Source organism: Aeromonas schubertii, assembly GCF_000820105.1.
GTDB lineage: Bacteria > Pseudomonadota > Gammaproteobacteria > Enterobacterales > Aeromonadaceae > Aeromonas > Aeromonas schubertii.
Genome location: NZ_CDDB01000065.1, coordinates 1 through 18,176 on the forward strand (window position 1 = coordinate 1; position 18,176 = coordinate 18,176).

Genomic DNA, 18,176 nt, shown 5'->3' on the forward strand with positions numbered 1-18,176 from the left:
CTGGTCGAAGGCGAAGGCCTTACCACCGAAGTGCTTGGCCAGCACGTTGGTGATAGCGGCGGTCAGGGTGGTTTTACCGTGGTCAACGTGGCCGATGGTACCCACGTTTACGTGAGGTTTGGAACGCTCAAATTTTTCTTTAGACACGACGTAGTCCTTCTAGGTTAAACCCGCCTACCGTCGTAGGCGGGGATTCTTAAATTACTTGGATTTGCGCTCGTCAATCACTGCTTGGGCAATGTTGTTCGGAGCTTCAGAGTACTTGCCGAACTCCATGGAGTAGGAGGCACGACCCTGGGTTGCGGAACGCAGATCGGTAGCGTAGCCGAACATCTCGGCAAGCGGAACCATGGCGCGTACGATCTTGCCGGACGGACCATCTTCCATGCCTTCGATGATGCCACGACGACGGTTCAGGTCACCGATAACGTCGCCCATGTAGTCTTCCGGAGTCTCGACTTCGACCTTCATGATCGGCTCGAGCAGAACCGGGCTGGCCTTCATGAAGCCTTCCTTGAACGCCAGAGAAGCGGCGATCTTGAACGCCAGTTCGGAAGAGTCAACATCGTGGTAGGAACCGAAGTGCAGACGAACACCCAGGTCTACTACCGGATAGCCGGCCAGCGGACCAGTCTTCAGCTGCTCCTGGATACCCTTGTCGACGCCCGGGATGAATTCGCCCGGAATCACGCCACCCTTGATGTCGTTGACGAACTCGTAGCCCTTGCCTTCTTCCAGCGGGTACATGTCGATCACAACGTGACCGAACTGACCGCGACCACCGGACTGCTTGGCGTGCTTACCGGTGATGTCAACCGCCTTGGAGCGGATGGTCTCACGATAGGCAACCTGCGGCTTACCAACGTTGGCTTCTACCTTGAACTCGCGACGCATACGGTCAACGATGATGTCCAGGTGAAGTTCGCCCATGCCGGCGATGATGGTTTGACCAGATTCTTCGTCGGTCCATACGCGGAAGGACGGATCTTCCTGAGCCAGACGGCCCAGTGCCAGGCCCATCTTCTCTTGGTCAGCCTTGGTTTTCGGCTCAACCGCGATGGAGATTACCGGCTCCGGGAACTCCATACGCTCGAGGATGATCGGCGCTTTTTCGTCACACAGGGTGTCACCGGTGGTGACGTCCTTCAGACCGATGGCAGCAGCGATGTCACCCGCGCGAACTTCTTTGATCTCTTCACGCTTGTTGGCGTGCATCTGAACGATACGACCAAAGCGCTCACGACGATCCTTAACGGAGTTCAGCACGGAGTCACCGGAGTTAACGATACCGGAGTAGACGCGGAAGAAGGTCAGGTTGCCCACGAACGGATCGGTGGCAATCTTGAACGCCAGCGCAGAGAACGGCTCGTCATCAGAGGCGTGACGCTCGTCCTTGGTCTCGCCGTCCATCTTCAGGCCGTCGATAGCAGCTACGTCGGTCGGAGCAGGCAGGTACTCGATCACGGCGTCCAGCATGGCCTGTACGCCCTTGTTCTTGAACGCAGAACCACAGGTAACCAGGATGATCTCGTTGTTCAGCACGCGCTGACGCAGAGCACCCTTGATCTCTTCCTCGGTCAGCTCGTCACCGCCCAGGTACTTCTCCATCAGCTCTTCAGAGGCTTCAGCAGCAGCTTCGATCAGGTTCTGACGCAGCTCTTGTGCTTTCTCTTCCAGCTCGGCCGGAACGTCTTCATAGGTGAAGGTGACGCCTTGGTCGGCTTCGTTCCAGTTGATGGCCTTCATCTTGACCAGGTCGATGACGCCCTTGAAGTTCTCTTCTGCGCCGATGTTAAGCTGCAGGGGAACCGGGGTGCCCTTCAGACGGGTCTTGATCTGCTCAACGCAACGCAGGAAGTTGGCACCGGTACGGTCCATCTTGTTGACGAACGCGATACGGGGAACCTTGTACTTGTTAGCCTGACGCCATACGGTCTCAGACTGCGGCTGAACACCACCTACGGCACAGTAAACCATCACGGCACCGTCCAGAACACGCATGGAACGCTCTACCTCGATGGTGAAGTCCACGTGACCCGGGGTGTCGATGATGTTGATGCGGTGCGGCTGGAACTGCTTACCCATACCAGACCAGAAGGCGGTGGTAGCAGCGGAGGTGATGGTGATACCACGCTCTTGCTCCTGCTCCATCCAGTCCATGGTGGCGGCGCCATCGTGAACTTCACCGATCTTGTGGTTTACACCGGTGTAAAACAGGACGCGTTCGGTGGTAGTGGTCTTACCTGCGTCGATGTGAGCGGAGATACCGATATTACGGTAGCGCTCAATGGGGGTTGTACGAGCCATTAGTCATCCTCTTACTAAGGAGTTGTCCTTAGACATGCATAAGATGCGCAGAGCCCAAAGGGCCCTGCGCAGGCAATTACCAGCGGAAGTGAGCGAAAGCCTTGTTGGCTTCGGCCATGCGGTGCACGTCTTCACGCTTCTTGACGGAGGCGCCTTTGTTCTCAGCCGCGTCCAGCAGTTCGCCGGCCAGGCGCTGAGCCATAGATTTTTCACCACGTTTACGAGCGGCATCAACCAGCCAGCGCATTGCCAGGGCATTGCGACGTACCGGACGAACTTCTACCGGTACCTGATAGGTTGCACCACCGACACGACGAGACTTAACCTCGACGGCCGGACGGATGTTGTCCAGAGCCTCTTCGAATACGGCCAGGTGCTCTTTGCCAGTCTTGGTGGCAATGATATCCAGGGCACCGTAAACGATGGCTTCGGAAACAGATTTCTTACCGTCAACCATTACTACGTTGACGAATTTAGCCAGCAGCTCAGATCCGAACTTGGGATCCGGCAGGATTTTACGCTGACCAACAACACGACGTCTTGGCATTTCAAATTCTCCGTGAACTTCAGGGGTTACCCAAAACTAGAAAGTTTTTAACTAGATAACGTATTAACGTTTGGCCTTACTTAACGGAGAACCATTAAGCTTTCGGGCGCTTCACGCCGTACTTGGAACGAGCTTGCTTACGGTCTTTCACGCCAGCACAGTCCAGAGCACCACGAACGGTGTGATAACGCACACCCGGCAGGTCCTTAACACGACCGCCGCGGATCAGAACAACAGAGTGCTCTTGCAGGTTGTGACCTTCACCACCGATGTAGGAGGTGACTTCGAAACCGTTGGTCAGACGCACACGGCAAACTTTACGCAGAGCGGAGTTCGGCTTCTTCGGGGTGGTGGTGTATACACGGGTGCACACGCCACGCTTCTGAGGGCACGCTTCCAGTGCCGGAACGTTGCTTTTATACACGTTCTTGACACGCGGCTTGCGAACCAGCTGGTTAATAGTTGCCATCAAAAGGCTCCTGGTTATGACTTCATAAACATGTGAAAAATCCTCCCCGCAGACACGGGGACGCGAAATTCTAGGTCCACATGGGCTGTGAGTCAAGATTTATACAATTGCAGAGCGCATGCTGATCGGCTCGCCAGATCATTCTCCCCAGCTCAGGGGTGAACCGTACTCGGCAATCAGATCAACCAAGCCGCCCATGGAGATCGACTGCCCCTCAAGCGCGCTGAGCCCACGCGCCTGCAGATCCTCTTGTAACACATAGAGGGGGACGCCCTGCAGCCGGCTCAGCCAGGCCTGGGTACAAGCGGCAATCACGCCGTCTTGCAACAGCACAACAGGATCCCCGGCGGTGCGATGCGCCAGACATTGCTCCAATGAACGGCTGGCAAATGGAGAGCTCATGACCAAATGCAACATGAAGACCTCAGAACATGATTCGGGTAGGAAAGTCGAGCCAACGGGCCGTCAGCCGGTCACGCTCCAGCACAGTGACCGGGATGAGCAGCCGCTCCTGTGTCAGCCCTCGCTCCCGTAATGCTTCGGCGCACACATAGACCTGCTCGATGTCATAGAGCTCGAGCAGACGGAAGGTAGGGGCATAGTGGCGCTGCCCTATGCCATCCGGCTGCTGGTTGTCCAGCAGTTGATAGACGCCATCCTCAATGAAGAAGAGTGCCAGCTCCTCGGTCAGCGCCGAGGTGGCCAGCACGGCATCGAGCCCTTCGCGGCCGTGGGCGGTGCCATGAGGGGCATGGCGAGTGATAAACGCAACCTGGTTCACTGGGCTCTCCTTAAAACTGCACGAAACGGTCGGCTTCCAGGGCGGCCTCGGCAAGCTGTCCCAATCCGCTCATCACGAAGGGCGCCTGTAGATTCGAGTGCTCCATACCCAGGCTTGTTGCCTCCTGTCCGTCCACCACACCCCGTCGCAACGCGGCCGCCACGCATACATCGAGGCGAAGTCCCTGCTCCAATGCCAACTCACTCCAGAGGCGATGCGCATCCACCTCATCGCTGGCCGGTGCCAACAGGCAGTTGCCATTGCCGACCCCATCCTGATAGAAAAAGAGATGGCTGATACGATGGCCCTGGGCCAGCACGGAGCGGGCAAAGCGATAGGCCGTATGGGAGCGCTCGCTGCCATAGGCAGGCGCTGTCACCAGAATGGCAAACGTAAGGCTCATAAAACTTTTCCTCCGGGATTTGGCCTCAATTCTAGGTGAGGCACCGCCGATCAAAAAAGCCCCCGAAGGGGCTTTCATCGAAACAGGATTAGCCTCAGCTGTAGGCGATCGCTTCGACCTCGACCAGCACATCTTTGGGCAGACGGGCGACCTCGACACAGGAGCGGGCCGGCGCGGCCTCACCAAAGTACTTGGCGTAGACCTGATTGAAGGCCACAAAGTTATTCATGTCGCTCAGGAAGCAGGTGGTCTTGAGTACCTTGTCAGCCCCGGAACCCGCCGCGTCCAGCACGGCCAGCAGGTTCTTCATGACCTGCTCGGCCTGGGCCTCGATACCCCCCGCCACGATCTCCATGGTGGCCGGGTCAAGCGGGATCTGGCCAGAGGTGAAGACCAGCTCACCCAGACGGGTCCCCTGAACATAGGGCCCGATGGCGGCCGGCGCCTTGTCGGTTGCAACGATCTGTTTTGCCATGAAGCTATCCCCCTGTTTGGCAGTTATTCGCTCTCTTCTTCACCCTGCTTGCGCTGTCGGATGTAGAGATAGACGGTGTGTTTGGAAATGTTGAGCTTGTCCGCCACCAGATTGATGGAATCCTTGATGTCAAAGATCCCCTTCTCGAACAGCTGGGTGACGATGAAGCGATTCTTGGCGTTGTTGGCCACGGTCGGGTCGCGATTGATCTCGTCAATGGTGTTGTCCACCGTCTGGGCGACCAGCTCCTCCACGCTGTTGGCGAAGGTCTCCGGCGTGTGCTTCTCCACCTGCTGCGGGGTGGGGAAAAACTCGGCCACAAACTCGTGGAACGGCGCGTTGATATGCAGATTAATACAAATGAGACCGATGACCTTACGCTCTTTGTTGCGTATCGCAATGGTGATCGACTTCATCAGGGCACCGGTACGGCTACGGGTGAAGTAGCTGTGGGTGTAGTCTTGCCCCGTGGTCTCGATATCCTTGAGCATGCGCAACGCGAGATCGGTGATCGGCGCTCCCAGGGTTCGCCCGGTATTGAATCCGTTGGCGATCATGATGACCGACTCATGGAGGTTTTCCAGGGAGTGCAGCACCACTTCACAATGCTTGCCGAACAGTTCGGCCATCCCCATCACCACGCCCTCGTATGAGCGCAACAGCTCCTTGTCCTCAGCGGTGAACGTGCGGCTGATCGGAGTCTCTTCCGGTAGCAGCGCCTCTTCAATACCGACTGTCATGGTATCTCCCTGTAAAAACCGTATAACTTCGTCGAGTTTTCAGAGCCGACAAGGGCTTGTCAACTTTTTTTGATTTTTTACGTCATAAGCTTGAGTCAGATCATCCTGCTCCGCTCATTGCGCGATGAACACAAATAAAAAAAGGGCTCCCAACGGGAGCCCTCTTCATCACAGCTTACTCTTCGTCGAAGCTGCCGGCTGCATTGAGCAGATCCGCGAGGTTCTGCTGCGCTTCATCGGCGGTCACCTGGGGGATACCCACATCGCGGGCCGCAGCGGCACGCTTGTTGATACGACCCTGGTGGTACGCAAAGCCGGTACCGGCCGGGATCAGACGGCCCACGATCACGTTCTCCTTCAGACCGCGCAGTTCATCGCGCTTGCCACCAACGGCGGCTTCGGTCAGTACGCGGGTGGTCTCCTGGAAGGAGGCCGCGGAGATGAAGGACTCGGTGCTCAGAGAGGCCTTGGTGATACCCATCAGCACGTGGCGGAAGCTAGCCGGTGTCTTGCCTTCGGCAACCAGGCGACGGTTGGCGATGTTGACACGAGCCACTTCAACCTGCTCGCCATCGATGAACTCGGAATCACCGGAGTTCATGATCTCACACTTACGCAGCATCTGACGTACGATGACTTCGATGTGCTTGTCGTTGATCTTAACGCCCTGCAGACGGTAAACGTCCTGCACTTCGTTAACGATGTAGTTGGCAACCGGGCTGATACCACGCAGACGCAGGATGTCGTGAGCAGACTCGGGACCGTCGGCCAGGACTTCACCCTTGGTGACCTTTTCACCTTCAAAGACGTTCAGGTTACGCCACTTCGGAATCATCTCTTCGTAGATGTCGCCACCTTCGGTCGGAGTGATCACCAGACGACGCTTGCCCTTGGTCTCCTTGCCGAAGGAGATGGTACCGGAGATCTCGGCCAGGATGGCCGGCTCTTTCGGCTGACGCGCTTCGAACAGGTCGGCAACACGCGGCAGACCACCGGTGATGTCCTTGGTACCGCCGGATTCCTGCGGGATACGCGCAACCGCGTCACCCACACCCACGTTGGCACCATCTTCCAGGTTGACGATCGCCTTGCCCGGCAGGAAGTACTGGGCGGCGACGTCGGTGCCCGGGATCATCACATCGTTGCCGGCGGCATCGACCAGTTTAACGGTCGGACGCTTCTCTTTACCCATGCTCGGACGCTCGTTGACATCCAGCACGACGATAGAGGAGAGGCCGGTCAGTTCGTCGGTCTGACGGGTGATGGTCACACCATCGATCATGTCTTCGAAGTGGATACGACCGGCCACTTCGGTGATGATCGGGTGGGTGTGCGGATCCCAGTTCGCGACTGTCTCACCGGCGGTCACCGCCTGGCCATCTTTCACCTCGAGCACGGAACCGTACGGGAGCTTGTGGCTCTCTTTGGTACGGCCCATCTCGTCCATGATGGTCAGTTCGGTAGAACGAGAGGTGATAACCAGCTTGTCTTCGCTGTTGTGAACGAACTTGGCGTTCTGCAGCTTGATGGTACCGGTGTTCTTGACCTGGATGCTGCTCTCGGCAGCGGCACGAGATGCGGCACCACCGATGTGGAAGGTACGCATCGTCAGCTGGGTACCCGGCTCACCGATGGACTGGGCGGCGATAACACCGACCGCTTCACCACCGTTGACCAGGTGACCACGGGCCAGATCACGGCCGTAGCAGTGAGCACAGATACCGAAGTCGGTCTCACAGGTGATGGCAGAACGAACCTTGACGCGATCCACGGAGTTGCGCTCCAGCAGGTCACACAGGCGCTCGTCCAGCAGGGTGTTGCGCGCAACCAGAACTTCGTCCTCGGTGCCCGGCTTGATCACATCCTCGGCCACCACACGACCCAGCACGCGCTCGCGCAGCGGCTCGACCACGTCGCCACCCTCGATGAGGGGGGCCATCCACAGACCTTCGACGGTGCCACAGTCTTTCTCGGTAACGACCATGTCCTGAGCCACGTCAACCAGACGGCGGGTCAGGTAACCGGAGTTAGCGGTCTTCAGTGCGGTATCCGCCAGACCCTTACGGGCACCGTGAGTGGAGATGAAGTACTGCAGTACGTTCAGACCTTCACGGAAGTTTGCCACGATCGGGGTCTCGATGATGGAGCCGTCCGGCTTCGCCATCAGGCCACGCATACCGGCCAGCTGACGGATCTGGGCGGCAGAACCCCGCGCACCGGAGTCGGCCATCATAAAGATGCTGTTGAAAGAGGCTTGCTCTTCCTCTTCGCCCAGGGAGTTAACTGCACGCTCCTTGGACAGGTTCTCCATCATGGCCTTGGAGACGCGCTCGTTGGCGCTGGCCCAGATATCGATAACCTTGTTGTAACGCTCGCCCGCGGTCACCAGACCAGACAGGAACTGGTCCTGGATCTCGGCAACTTCGGCTTCGGCTGCCGCGATGATCTCTTTCTTGGCATCCGGGATCAGCATGTCGTCGATGCCTACGGAGGCACCGGACAGGGCCGCATAGTGGAAACCGGTATACATCAGCTGGTCAGCGAAGATGACGGTGTCCTTCAGGCCCTGCTTGCGATAGCAGGTGTTCAGCAGACGGGAGATCTGCTTCTTGCCCATGGCCTGGTTGGAGACGTACTTGATCCAGTTTTGCGGATTGGCAGCCAGATCGGCCTTGGCGGCATCGTTCAACACCATCGGCGGGTCGATCAGCGCGTACTCCATGCCTTTGGGCAGGATCAGGCTCAGGATCGCACGACCAACGGTGGTGTTCTTCATCTCGGTCTTGGCAACCAGCTCACCGGCTTCGTTCTTCACGTACTCGGTGATACGGACCTTGACGCGAGCGTGCAGATCGGCCAGACCGGCGCGATACACCTTCTCGGCTTCCTTGGCGCTGGACAGCACCATACCTTCGCCCTTGGCGGCGATACGGGCGCGGGTCATGTAGTACAGACCCAGTACCACGTCCTGGGACGGTACGATGATCGGCTCACCGGAGGCGGGCGACAGGATGTTGTTGGTAGACATCATCAGGGCGCGCGCTTCGAGCTGGGCTTCCAGGGTCAGGGGTACGTGTACCGCCATCTGGTCACCGTCGAAGTCCGCGTTAAACGCGGCACACACCAGCGGGTGCAGCTGAATCGCCTTGCCTTCGACCAGGGTCGGTTCGAACGCCTGGATACCCAGACGGTGCAGGGTCGGCGCACGGTTCAGCATGACCGGGTGCTCGCGAATCACTTCGTCCAGGATGTCCCAAACGACCGCTTCTTCGCGCTCCACCATCTTCTTGGCAGCCTTGATGGTGGTCGCCAGACCACGGGTCTCCAGCTTGCCGTAGATGAAGGGCTTGAACAGCTCCAGGGCCATCTTCTTGGGCAGACCGCACTGATGCAGGCGCAGGGTCGGACCTACGGTGATAACGGAACGACCGGAGTAGTCGACACGCTTACCGAGCAGGTTCTGACGGAAACGACCTTGCTTACCCTTGATCATGTCGGCCAGGGACTTCAGCGGGCGCTTGTTGGAGCCAGTGATGGCGCGGCCACGACGGCCGTTGTCCAGCAGCGCATCCACAGATTCCTGCAGCATACGCTTTTCGTTGCGCACGATGATGTCCGGGGCAGCCAGGTCGAGCAGGCGCTTCAGACGGTTGTTACGGTTGATCACGCGGCGGTACAGATCGTTCAGATCGGAGGTCGCGAAGCGGCCACCGTCGAGCGGCACCAGCGGGCGCAGATCCGGCGGCAGCACCGGCAGCACGGTCATGATCATCCACTCCGGCTTGTTGCCGGATTGCAGGAAGGCCTCCATCAGCTTCAGACGCTTGGTGGTCTTCTTGCGCTTGGTCTCGGAGTTGGTCTGATCCAGCTCTTCGCGCATGGTACGCACTTCGCCTTCCAGATCGATGCCGCGCAGCAGCTCGAGGATGGCTTCGGCACCCATCTTGGCGTCGAACTCGTCACCCCACTCTTCCAGGGCGTCCAGATACTGCTCTTCGGTCAGCATCTGGCTGCGCTCGAGGTTGGTCATGCCTGCTTCGATCACCACGTAGGATTCGAAGTAGAGCACGCGCTCGATGTCGCGCAGCGTCATGTCCAGCAGCAGACCGATACGGGACGGCAGGGACTTCAGGAACCAGATGTGGGCGGTCGGGCTGGCCAGCTCGATGTGACCCATGCGCTCACGACGCACCTTGGTCTGAGTCACTTCAACGCCGCACTTCTCGCAGATCACACCGCGGTGCTTGAGGCGCTTGTACTTGCCGCACAGACACTCGTAGTCCTTCACCGGCCCGAAGATACGGGCACAGAACAGACCATCGCGCTCCGGCTTGAAGGTACGGTAGTTGATGGTCTCAGGCTTCTTGACCTCACCGAATGACCACGAACGGATCATGTCGGGAGAGGCCAGACCGATTTTGATGCTATCAAACTCTTCGGTCTTGGTCTGAGCCTTCAAAAACTTGAGTAAGTCTTTCACGTGTTTCCCCTGTCAGGAGTCTAACCTCGGCGCCCCAACTGCCTAAACAGCGGGGCGCCCACGTCAATTTGCGAACAATAAGAGCGTGCTCTTACTCTTCTTCCAGCTCGATGTTGATACCCAGGGAGCGGATTTCCTTCAGCAGTACGTTGAAGGACTCGGGCATGCCCGGCTCCATACGGTGGTCACCGTCCACGATGTTCTTGTACATCTTGGTACGGCCGTTCACATCGTCAGACTTGACGGTCAGCATCTCCTGCAGGGTGTATGCCGCACCGTAAGCCTCCAGGGCCCACACTTCCATCTCACCGAAACGCTGACCACCGAATTGAGCCTTACCACCCAGCGGCTGCTGGGTAACCAGGCTGTAGGAGCCGGTAGAACGCGCGTGCATCTTGTCGTCTACCAGGTGGTTCAGCTTCAGCATGTACATGTAGCCAACGGTAACCTTGCGCTCGAACGGCTTGCCGGTGCGGCCGTCGATCAGGGTGATCTGACCGGATTCCGGCAGATCGGCCAGCTTCAGCAGCGCCTTGATTTCGCGCTCCTTGGCACCGTCAAACACCGGAGTGGCGACCGGCAGACCCTTACGCAGATTGCTGACCAGGGTACGCACTTCGTCGTCGGAGAGCTCGGCGATGTCGACCTGCTGGCTGTCCTTCTCGCCCAGGTCATAGACCTGTTGCAGGAAGTTGCGCATCTCGTGCAGCTCGCGTTGCTCCTTGACCATGCGATCGATCTTCTCGCCGATCCCCTTGGCCGCCAGGCCCAGGTGAACTTCGAGGATCTGACCGATGTTCATACGAGACGGTACGCCCAGCGGGTTCAGTACGATGTCGACCGGACGGCCGAACTCGTCATGGGGCATGTCTTCGACCGGGTTGATCTTGGAAACCACACCCTTGTTACCGTGACGGCCCGCCATCTTGTCACCCGGCTGGATGCGACGCTTAACGGCCAGATAGACCTTGACGATCTTCAGCACGCCCGGCGCCAGGTCATCACCCTGGATGATCTTGCGACGCTTGTTCTCGAACTTCTTGTCGAAGTCGGCTTTCAGCTCGACGTGCTGCTCGGCGATCTGCTCCAGCTCGGTCTGCTTGCCTTCATCTTCGATGGCCAGCTCGAACCACTTGGCGCGATCCAGCTTGGAGAGCTTCTCTTCGCTGTAGCCAGAAGCGATCAGCAGGTTGCGGGCACGACCGAAGATACCGTTCTCGAGGATCTTGAACTCCTCGGTCAGGTCCTTCTTGGCCTGCTTGAGCTGCATCTCTTCGATTTCTTTGGCACGCTTGTCCTTCTCCACGCCATCGCGGGTAAAGACTTGCACGTCGACCACGGTACCGTAGACGCCGTTCGGCACGCGCAGGGAAGAGTCCTTCACATCGGAGGCCTTCTCACCAAAGATGGCGCGCAGCAGCTTCTCTTCCGGAGTCAGTTGGGTTTCACCCTTCGGGGTCACCTTACCGACCAGGATATCGCCACCCTTCACCTCGGCACCCACGTAGACGATACCGGACTCGTCCAGCTTGGACAGAGCAGCTTCACCCACGTTCGGGATATCGGCGGTGATCTCCTCCGGGCCCAGCTTGGTATCACGGGAGATACAGGCCAGTTCCTGGATGTGGATGGTGGTCAGACGGTCTTCCTGAACGATTCGCTCGTTAAGCAGGATGGAGTCTTCGAAGTTGTAACCATTCCACGGCATGAACGCGACGCGCAGGTTTTGGCCCAGCGCCAGTTCGCCAAGATCGGTGGACGGGCCGTCAGCCAGCACGTCACCGGCCATCACCGGCTCACCCAGCATTACGCAGGGGCGCTGGTTGATACAGGTGTTCTGGTTGGAACGGGTGTACTTGGTCAGGTTATAGATGTCGATACCGGCTTCGCCAGGCATCAGCTCATCTTCGTTCACCTTGATCACGATGCGGGAAGAGTCGACCTGGTCAACCATACCGCCACGCTTGGCGACGACGGTTACACCGGAGTCAACGGCCACAGCACGTTCCATACCGGTACCAACCAGCGGCTTGTCGGAGCGCAGGGTCGGCACGGCCTGACGTTGCATGTTCGAACCCATCAGTGCACGGTTCGCGTCATCGTGTTCGAGGAACGGGATCAGGGCCGCAGCAACGGAAACGATCTGTTGCGGGCTCACATCCATGTACTGGATCTGATCGGCGTTCATGAAGGTGGATTCGCCCTTGTGACGGCAGGGGATCAGCTCGTCTTTCAGGCGGCCGTCTTCGGTGGTCGCGGCGTTAGCCTGAGCGATCACGTACTTGCCTTCCTCGATGGCGGAGAGGTACTCGACCTCATCGGTGATGACGCCGTCGATCACCTTGCGGTACGGAGTCTCGAGGAAGCCGTACTCGTTGGTACGGGAGTAGACGGACAGGGAGTTGATCAGACCGATGTTCGGACCTTCCGGAGTCTCGATCGGGCACAGACGACCGTAGTGGGTCGGGTGCACGTCTCGCACTTCGAAGCCGGCACGCTCACGGGTCAGACCGCCCGGGCCCAGCGCAGAGATACGGCGCTTGTGGGTCACTTCGGACTGCGGGTTGTTTTGGTCCATGAACTGAGACAGCTGGCTGGAACCAAAGAACTCTTTGACCGCGGCGGAGATCGGCTTGGCGTTGATCAGATCCTGCGGCATCAGCGCATCCAGGTCGCCCAGAGAGAGGCGTTCCTTGACCGCACGCTCGACACGGACCAGACCGACGCGGAACTGGTTTTCGGCCATTTCACCGACGGAACGGATACGACGGTTACCCAGGTGGTCGATATCGTCCACTTCGTCGTTGCCGTTACGGATGTCGATGAGGCGCTTCATGACATCGACGATGTCATCCTTGGTCAGCACGCCCACGCCAGTCTCGTCTTCACGACCCAGACGGCGGTTGAACTTCATGCGACCCACGGTAGACAGATCGTAGCGCTCGGAAGAGAAGAACAGGTTCTCAAACAGCTGCTCGGCGGCCTCGCGGGTGGGCGGCTCGCCCGGACGCATCATGCGGTAGATTTCTACCAGCGCTTCCAGGCGGTTGCTGCTGGAGTCGATGCGCAGGGTCTCGGACATGTAAGCACCGTGGTCCAGTTCGTTGGTGAACAGAACCTCGAAGTGCTTGAAGCCAGCCTGAGACAGGTTGGCGATCGCCTCCAGGCTCAATTCCTGGTTGGCGGTGACGACCAGCTCGCTGGTCTGCGGGTTCAGGTATTCCTTGGCGGAAACCTTGCCCACGACGTACTCCACCGGCACCTCGATCTGGGTGACAGCGTCTTTTTCCAGCTGGCGGATGTGACGGGCGGTGATACGGCGACCCTTCTCCACGACCACGCTGCCATTGGCAACGATGTCGAAGGTGGCGGTTTCGCCACGCAGGCGCTCGGGCACCAGATCCATCATCAACTTACCATCCTTGATCTCGAAACGAATGGTTTCGAAGAAGGTGGCCAGGATCTCTTCAGTGGTGAAGTCCAGGGCACGCAGGATGATAGAAGCCGGCAGCTTGCGACGACGGTCGATACGCACGAACAGGTTGTCCTTGGCATCGAACTCGAAGTCCAGCCAGGAACCACGGTAGGGAATAACGCATGCGTTATACAGCACCTTACCGGAGGAGTGGGTCTTGCCCTTGTCGTGGTCGAAGAAGACACCCGGGCTGCGGTGCAGCTGGGAGACGATAACACGCTCGGTACCGTTGATTACAAAGGTGCCGTTATCGGTCATGAGCGGGATCTCGCCCATGTACACTTCTTGTTCCTTGATGTCTTTGACGGTGCCGGCTGCTGCTTCACGATCGTACAGGACCATGCGAAGTTTGACGCGCAGCGGCGCGGAGTAGGTCACTCCACGGATTTGGCATTCTTTTACGTCAAATACCGGCTCACCCAGGCGATAGCTGACATACTGAAGCTCAGCACTACCGGAGTAACTGGTGATCGGGAAAACGCTACGGAAGGCGGCCTCAAGGCCGTACGCACCCTCCGGGTCAGCCTCGATGAACTGCTTGAAGGAGTCCAGCTGAATGGACAACAGATAAGGCGTGTCCAGTACCTGGTCTCGCTTACCGAAGTCCTTACGAATGCGTTTTTTTTCGGTATAAGAGTAAACCATAGGGTTCCTCAGCTCGCTGATAAGTGACCCACTCTGCCCAAGGGGGCAGCTCTGTCAACACCGTTTTTGTAGACCGGACGGCAAGGCCGTCCAGGGCTGCGATTCTGAGAGACGAAAACGGTGTGAAATGCTCTCAGTCTACAGCGCAAAAGGGCCGGTGAACAAAAATTCACCAGCCCTAGCCTGATTAGTCTCAGGCTAATCTACATAAATGCAGATTATTTGACCTCAACGGAGGCACCGGCAGCTTCCAGCTCTTTCTTCAGAGCTTCAGCTTCGTCCTTGGACACGCCTTCCTTCAGGTTAGCCGGAGCGGATTCAACCAGATCCTTGGCTTCCTTCAGGCCCAGACCGGTGGCGCCACGAACAGCCTTGATAACGGCTACTTTGTTGGCACCGGCGCTGGTCAGAACTACGTCGAACTCGGTCTTCTCTTCTACGGCTTCAACAGCAGCCGGGCCAGCCATTACGGCAGCAGCAGCGGAAACACCGAACTTCTCTTCCATGGCGGAGATCAGCTCAACAACTTCCATTACGGACATGGAAGCAACGGCTTCGATGATTTGGTCTTTAGTGATAGACATGACAAAAATTCCTGATATTGAAATGACTTAAACTGCCTATAGAGGCGAGAATCAAGCAGCTTCTTTCTGATCGCGGACAGCAGCGATAGTACGAACCAGCTTGCCAGCGGCGGCTTCCTTCATGGTAGCCATCAGCTTTGCAATTGCTTCTTCGTAAGTCGGCAGCGTGGCCAGACGATCGATTTGTGCAGCGGCGATAAACTCACCGTTAAAAGCGCCGGCCTTGATCTCGAACTTTTGGTTCGCCTTGGCAAACTCTTTGAACAGGCGGGCAGCAGCGCCCGGGTGCTCGTTAGAGAATGCGATCAGGGTCGGACCGCTGAATGCGTCGTTCAGGCACTCGAATTCGGTACCTTCAACAGCGCGACGCAGCAGGGTGTTACGCACAACGCGCATATACACACCAGCTTCACGAGCGCTCTTACGCAGGGCGGTCATCTTGTCTACAGTAACGCCACGAGAATCGGCAACCACTGCGGACAGGGCGCCTTTGGCAGCTTCGGCGACTTCAGCAACGATCTGCTTTTTGTCTTCGAGTCCCAATGCCATTGGCTTAACTCCTGGATATAACCTGGGCCACCGTGACCCAGAAATTGAACACCCCTCGCGGGGAACGATATCGGTGGCAGGATTCCAGAAGAGAAAAATTCTCTCTCGCTGGGTTTCCGGCACCGTCTACGCAGGAAAATTAAGGTTTTTCAACCACCTGCGGTCTTGGACGGAGGCGAAGCCCCCAACCAAACTCAAGGCGCAAAATTTTAGTTCAAATTTTGCGCCTTGTAAATCAAATCAATTAGGCTTGCGCGTCCAGGGAGGCCTGGTCAACGGCAACACCGGCACCCATAGTGGTGGAGATGCTTACCTTCTTGATGTACTGGCCTTTGGCGGAAGAGGGCTTGGCCTTCTTCAGGGCAACCAGCAGGGCTTCGAGGTTCTCTTTCAGCTGAGCTTCGTTGAAGGAGACCTTACCCAGAGTGGTGTGGATGATACCGTTCTTGTCGTTACGGTAACGAACCTGACCGGCCTTGGCGTTCTTGACAGCTTCGGCAACGTTCGGGGTTACAGTACCAACTTTCGGGTTCGGCATCAGGCCACGCGGGCCCAGGATCTGACCCAGTTGACCAACAACGCGCATGGCATCCGGAGAGGCGATGACGACGTCGAAGTTCATTTCGCCCTTCTTGACCTGCTCAGCCAGGTCATCCATGCCAACCAGCTCAGCACCGGCAGCCTTGGCGGCTTCGGCGTTGGCACCCTGGGTGAACACGGCGACGCGGACGTCACGACCGGTACCGTGCGGCAGCACAGTGGCGCCACGGACGTTCTGGTCGGATTTACGAGCGTCGATGCCGAGGTTAACGGCAACGTCTACGCTCTCAACGAACTTGGCGGTGGCCAGTTCTTTCAGCAGGGCAATGGCTTCGTTGATGCCGTACTCTTTGGTACCGTCAACTTTCTCGCGAATTACGCGCATGCGCTTGGACAGTTTAGCCATCGTCTTATTCCTCCACTACCAGGCCCATGGAACGGGCGGAACCGGCGATGCAACGAACTTTGGCGGCCAGGTCGGCACCAGTCATGTCCGGCTCTTTGGTCTTGGCGATCTCTTCCAGCTGGGCAACGGTCACTTTACCGACCTTGTCCTTGTTGGGCTTGGAAGAACCAGACTTGATGCCAGCGGCTTTCTTCAGCAGGAAGGAAGCGGGCGGAGTCTTGGTTTCGAAGGTGAAGGAACGATCGCTGTACACGGTGATCACGACCGGAGTCGGAGCGCCTTTTTCCAGCTTCTCTGTACGAGCGTTGAACGCCTTACAGAATTCCATGATGTTCACACCGTGCTGACCCAGGGCCGGACCAACAGGGGGGGACGGGTTGGCTGCACCAGCAGCAACCTGCAGCTTGATATAAGCTGTGACTTTCTTAGCCATTACAAAATACCTCAAAAATGGGTTCTAGCGCCTCGGAGACATGCTCCTGCAAACGGCTCCCCAACTAAAAAGGGGCAGCGAATTATAGTGATATTCGCTGCCCCTGACAACACATTATGTGCAGAACTTAATCAGCCTTTCTCGACCTGGCTGAAGTCCAGCTCCACCGGGGTGGAACGACCGAAGATGAGCACAGAGACCTTAAGGCGGCTCTTCTCGTAATCCACCTCTTCGACCACACCATTGAAGTCGGCGAACGGACCATCGGCCACACGAACCATCTCACCCGGCTCGAACAGGGTCTTCGGCTTCGGCTTGTCGTGGGCATCCTGCAGGCGATTCAGGATGGCATCGGCCTCTTTGTCGGAGATTGGCGCCGGGCGGTCGGAGGTACCACCGATGAAGCCCATGACGCGCGGGACATTGCGCACCAGGTGCCAGGAGGTCTCATCCATCACCATCTGCACCAGGACATAGCCCGGGAAAAACTTGCGCTCGCTCTTGCGCTTCTGGCCGGCACGCATCTCGACCACTTCTTCGGTCGGGACCAGTACTTCGCCAAACTTCTCTTCCATGCCGTGCATCTTGATATGCTCGCGCAGGGATTTGGCAACACGGCCTTCGTAGCCGGAAAATGCCTGCACTACATACCATCTCATACGTTGTTCACGTTGCTCAGTCATGGTTATTCCTTACACACCGGTAATGAGGTTGACCAGCCATACCAGGGCGCCGTCCAGCACGAACAGCAGCAGACCCATCACAGCGGTCACCGCCAGCACAATCAGGGTTGTCTGAATGGCTTCCTGACGGGTCGGCCATACGACCTTGCGCACTTCGAGGCGGGACTCGCGAGCAAAGGCCAGGGTAGCCTTACCCTTGGTGGTTTGCAGGGCCAGAGCGCCGGCCACAGCGATGACAACGACCACACCCACAGCGCGGACGACGGCAGAGACACCGCTACTCAGCAGGTAGTTACCCACTACAGCGGCCGCCAGGATGATGAAAACCAGGCCCCAAAGCAGGGTATCCTTGCTTCCGCCCTGGCTCTCAGAATTCACACTCATACAACCTACCTGTATCTGACGTTACCAAAGACACAAAAGCCCCGCACTTGGCGAGGTATGCTGGCAGGGGCGGAGGGACTCGAACCCCCAACCATCGGTTTTGGAGACCGCTGTTCTACCAATTCGAACTACGCCCCTGCATAAGAAAGCCCCTATTATAGGGGCTTTCACTATTCATTGTAAGCCTTGATTACTCGATAACCTTGGCTACAACGCCGGCGCCAACAGTACGGCCACCTTCACGGATTGCGAAGCGCAGACCGTCGTCCATCGCG

The 18,176-nt window shown here is 57.8% G+C and carries 18 protein-coding genes and 1 tRNA gene; all 19 read right to left on the bottom strand.

The genetic code is table 11. From position 1 onward, the window contains the following. Positions 1–147 (bottom strand): GTP-binding protein (locus BN1133_RS19775; RefSeq protein ID WP_231686273.1); only part of this gene is annotated, 147 nt, incomplete at its 3' end. Between the two features lie 54 nt (positions 148–201). Continuing rightward, entirely contained in the window at positions 202–2,307 is a 2,106-nt protein-coding gene (gene fusA, locus BN1133_RS12910) for an elongation factor G (protein ID WP_050666926.1), read from the bottom strand. A gap of 76 nt (positions 2,308–2,383) precedes the next feature. Beyond that, positions 2,384–2,854, bottom strand: a complete 471-nt coding sequence (gene rpsG, locus BN1133_RS12915; RefSeq protein WP_005360263.1) for a 30S ribosomal protein S7 — start codon at positions 2,852–2,854, stop codon at positions 2,384–2,386. 94 nt (positions 2,855–2,948) lie between these two features. Further along, the gene (gene rpsL / locus BN1133_RS12920) at positions 2,949–3,323 is read right to left on the bottom strand and encodes a 30S ribosomal protein S12 (RefSeq protein ID WP_005360265.1); all 375 of its coding nucleotides are present in this window, start codon (positions 3,321–3,323) and stop codon (positions 2,949–2,951) included. A 138-nt stretch (positions 3,324–3,461) separates the two neighbouring features. Further along, a complete protein-coding gene (gene tusB, locus BN1133_RS12925; RefSeq protein ID WP_050666927.1) occupies positions 3,462–3,740 on the bottom strand; it encodes a sulfurtransferase complex subunit TusB in 279 nt (92 codons plus the stop codon). Between the two features lie 7 nt (positions 3,741–3,747). Further along, complete coding sequence (tusC, locus tag BN1133_RS12930) at positions 3,748–4,104, bottom strand: sulfurtransferase complex subunit TusC (RefSeq protein WP_050666928.1); 357 nt, start codon at positions 4,102–4,104, stop codon at positions 3,748–3,750. A 10-nt stretch (positions 4,105–4,114) separates the two neighbouring features. Next, complete coding sequence (gene tusD, locus BN1133_RS12935) at positions 4,115–4,507, bottom strand: sulfurtransferase complex subunit TusD (protein ID WP_050666929.1); 393 nt, start codon at positions 4,505–4,507, stop codon at positions 4,115–4,117. A gap of 94 nt (positions 4,508–4,601) precedes the next feature. Next, positions 4,602–4,982, bottom strand: a complete 381-nt coding sequence (locus BN1133_RS12940; RefSeq protein WP_050666930.1) for a RidA family protein — start codon at positions 4,980–4,982, stop codon at positions 4,602–4,604. A gap of 23 nt (positions 4,983–5,005) precedes the next feature. Then, on the bottom strand, positions 5,006–5,722 hold the full coding sequence (locus BN1133_RS12945) for a helix-turn-helix transcriptional regulator (RefSeq protein WP_050666931.1): 717 nt from the start codon (positions 5,720–5,722) through the stop codon (positions 5,006–5,008). A gap of 175 nt (positions 5,723–5,897) precedes the next feature. Then, positions 5,898–10,202, bottom strand: coding sequence for a DNA-directed RNA polymerase subunit beta' (gene rpoC / locus BN1133_RS12950; RefSeq protein WP_050666932.1), 4,305 nt, complete (start codon positions 10,200–10,202; stop codon positions 5,898–5,900). 91 nt (positions 10,203–10,293) lie between these two features. Beyond that, complete coding sequence (gene rpoB / locus BN1133_RS12955) at positions 10,294–14,322, bottom strand: DNA-directed RNA polymerase subunit beta (protein ID WP_082178008.1); 4,029 nt, start codon at positions 14,320–14,322, stop codon at positions 10,294–10,296. Between the two features lie 218 nt (positions 14,323–14,540). Continuing rightward, complete coding sequence (rplL, locus tag BN1133_RS12960) at positions 14,541–14,906, bottom strand: 50S ribosomal protein L7/L12 (protein ID WP_050666933.1); 366 nt, start codon at positions 14,904–14,906, stop codon at positions 14,541–14,543. Positions 14,907–14,957: 51 nt separating this feature from the next. Next, positions 14,958–15,455, bottom strand: coding sequence for a 50S ribosomal protein L10 (gene rplJ, locus BN1133_RS12965; protein WP_050666934.1), 498 nt, complete (start codon positions 15,453–15,455; stop codon positions 14,958–14,960). 244 nt (positions 15,456–15,699) lie between these two features. Continuing rightward, on the bottom strand, positions 15,700–16,401 hold the full coding sequence (gene rplA / locus BN1133_RS12970) for a 50S ribosomal protein L1 (protein WP_050666935.1): 702 nt from the start codon (positions 16,399–16,401) through the stop codon (positions 15,700–15,702). A gap of 4 nt (positions 16,402–16,405) precedes the next feature. Beyond that, positions 16,406–16,834, bottom strand: a complete 429-nt coding sequence (gene rplK / locus BN1133_RS12975) for a 50S ribosomal protein L11 (protein WP_050666936.1) — start codon at positions 16,832–16,834, stop codon at positions 16,406–16,408. Positions 16,835–16,965: 131 nt separating this feature from the next. After that, a complete protein-coding gene (nusG, locus tag BN1133_RS12980; RefSeq protein ID WP_050666937.1) occupies positions 16,966–17,517 on the bottom strand; it encodes a transcription termination/antitermination protein NusG in 552 nt (183 codons plus the stop codon). Positions 17,518–17,526: 9 nt separating this feature from the next. Next, positions 17,527–17,901 carry a preprotein translocase subunit SecE gene (gene secE, locus BN1133_RS12985; RefSeq protein ID WP_050666938.1) on the bottom strand — a complete coding sequence of 125 codons (375 nt, stop codon included), beginning with the start codon at positions 17,899–17,901 and terminating at the stop codon, positions 17,527–17,529. A gap of 61 nt (positions 17,902–17,962) precedes the next feature. Continuing rightward, a tRNA-Trp gene (locus BN1133_RS12990) sits at positions 17,963–18,039 on the bottom strand. Between the two features lie 52 nt (positions 18,040–18,091). Next, positions 18,092–18,176 (bottom strand): EF-Tu C-terminal domain-related protein (locus BN1133_RS19780; protein ID WP_197273672.1); only part of this gene is annotated, 85 nt, incomplete at its 5' end.

What these genes read in the sequence shown, in the direction of transcription:
- rplA (WP_050666935.1), bottom strand. Translation starts at nt 16,401, where the DNA reads ATGGCTAAACTGTCCAAGCGCATGCGCGTAATTCGCGAGAAAGTTGAC.
- rplK (WP_050666936.1), bottom strand. Translation starts at nt 16,834, where the DNA reads ATGGCTAAGAAAGTCACAGCTTATATCAAGCTGCAGGTTGCTGCTGGT.
- fusA (WP_050666926.1), bottom strand. Translation starts at nt 2,307, where the DNA reads ATGGCTCGTACAACCCCCATTGAGCGCTACCGTAATATCGGTATCTCC.
- tusD (WP_050666929.1), bottom strand. Translation starts at nt 4,507, where the DNA reads ATGAGCCTTACGTTTGCCATTCTGGTGACAGCGCCTGCCTATGGCAGC.
- rpsG (WP_005360263.1), bottom strand. Translation starts at nt 2,854, where the DNA reads ATGCCAAGACGTCGTGTTGTTGGTCAGCGTAAAATCCTGCCGGATCCC.
- nusG (WP_050666937.1), bottom strand. Translation starts at nt 17,517, where the DNA reads ATGACTGAGCAACGTGAACAACGTATGAGATGGTATGTAGTGCAGGCA.
- rpsL (WP_005360265.1), bottom strand. Translation starts at nt 3,323, where the DNA reads ATGGCAACTATTAACCAGCTGGTTCGCAAGCCGCGTGTCAAGAACGTG.
- rpoB (WP_082178008.1), bottom strand. Translation starts at nt 14,322, where the DNA reads ATGGTTTACTCTTATACCGAAAAAAAACGCATTCGTAAGGACTTCGGT.
- secE (WP_050666938.1), bottom strand. Translation starts at nt 17,901, where the DNA reads ATGAGTGTGAATTCTGAGAGCCAGGGCGGAAGCAAGGATACCCTGCTT.
- rplJ (WP_050666934.1), bottom strand. Translation starts at nt 15,455, where the DNA reads ATGGCATTGGGACTCGAAGACAAAAAGCAGATCGTTGCTGAAGTCGCC.
- BN1133_RS12945 (WP_050666931.1), bottom strand. Translation starts at nt 5,722, where the DNA reads ATGACAGTCGGTATTGAAGAGGCGCTGCTACCGGAAGAGACTCCGATC.
- BN1133_RS12940 (WP_050666930.1), bottom strand. Translation starts at nt 4,982, where the DNA reads ATGGCAAAACAGATCGTTGCAACCGACAAGGCGCCGGCCGCCATCGGG.
- tusB (WP_050666927.1), bottom strand. Translation starts at nt 3,740, where the DNA reads ATGTTGCATTTGGTCATGAGCTCTCCATTTGCCAGCCGTTCATTGGAG.
- rplL (WP_050666933.1), bottom strand. Translation starts at nt 14,906, where the DNA reads ATGTCTATCACTAAAGACCAAATCATCGAAGCCGTTGCTTCCATGTCC.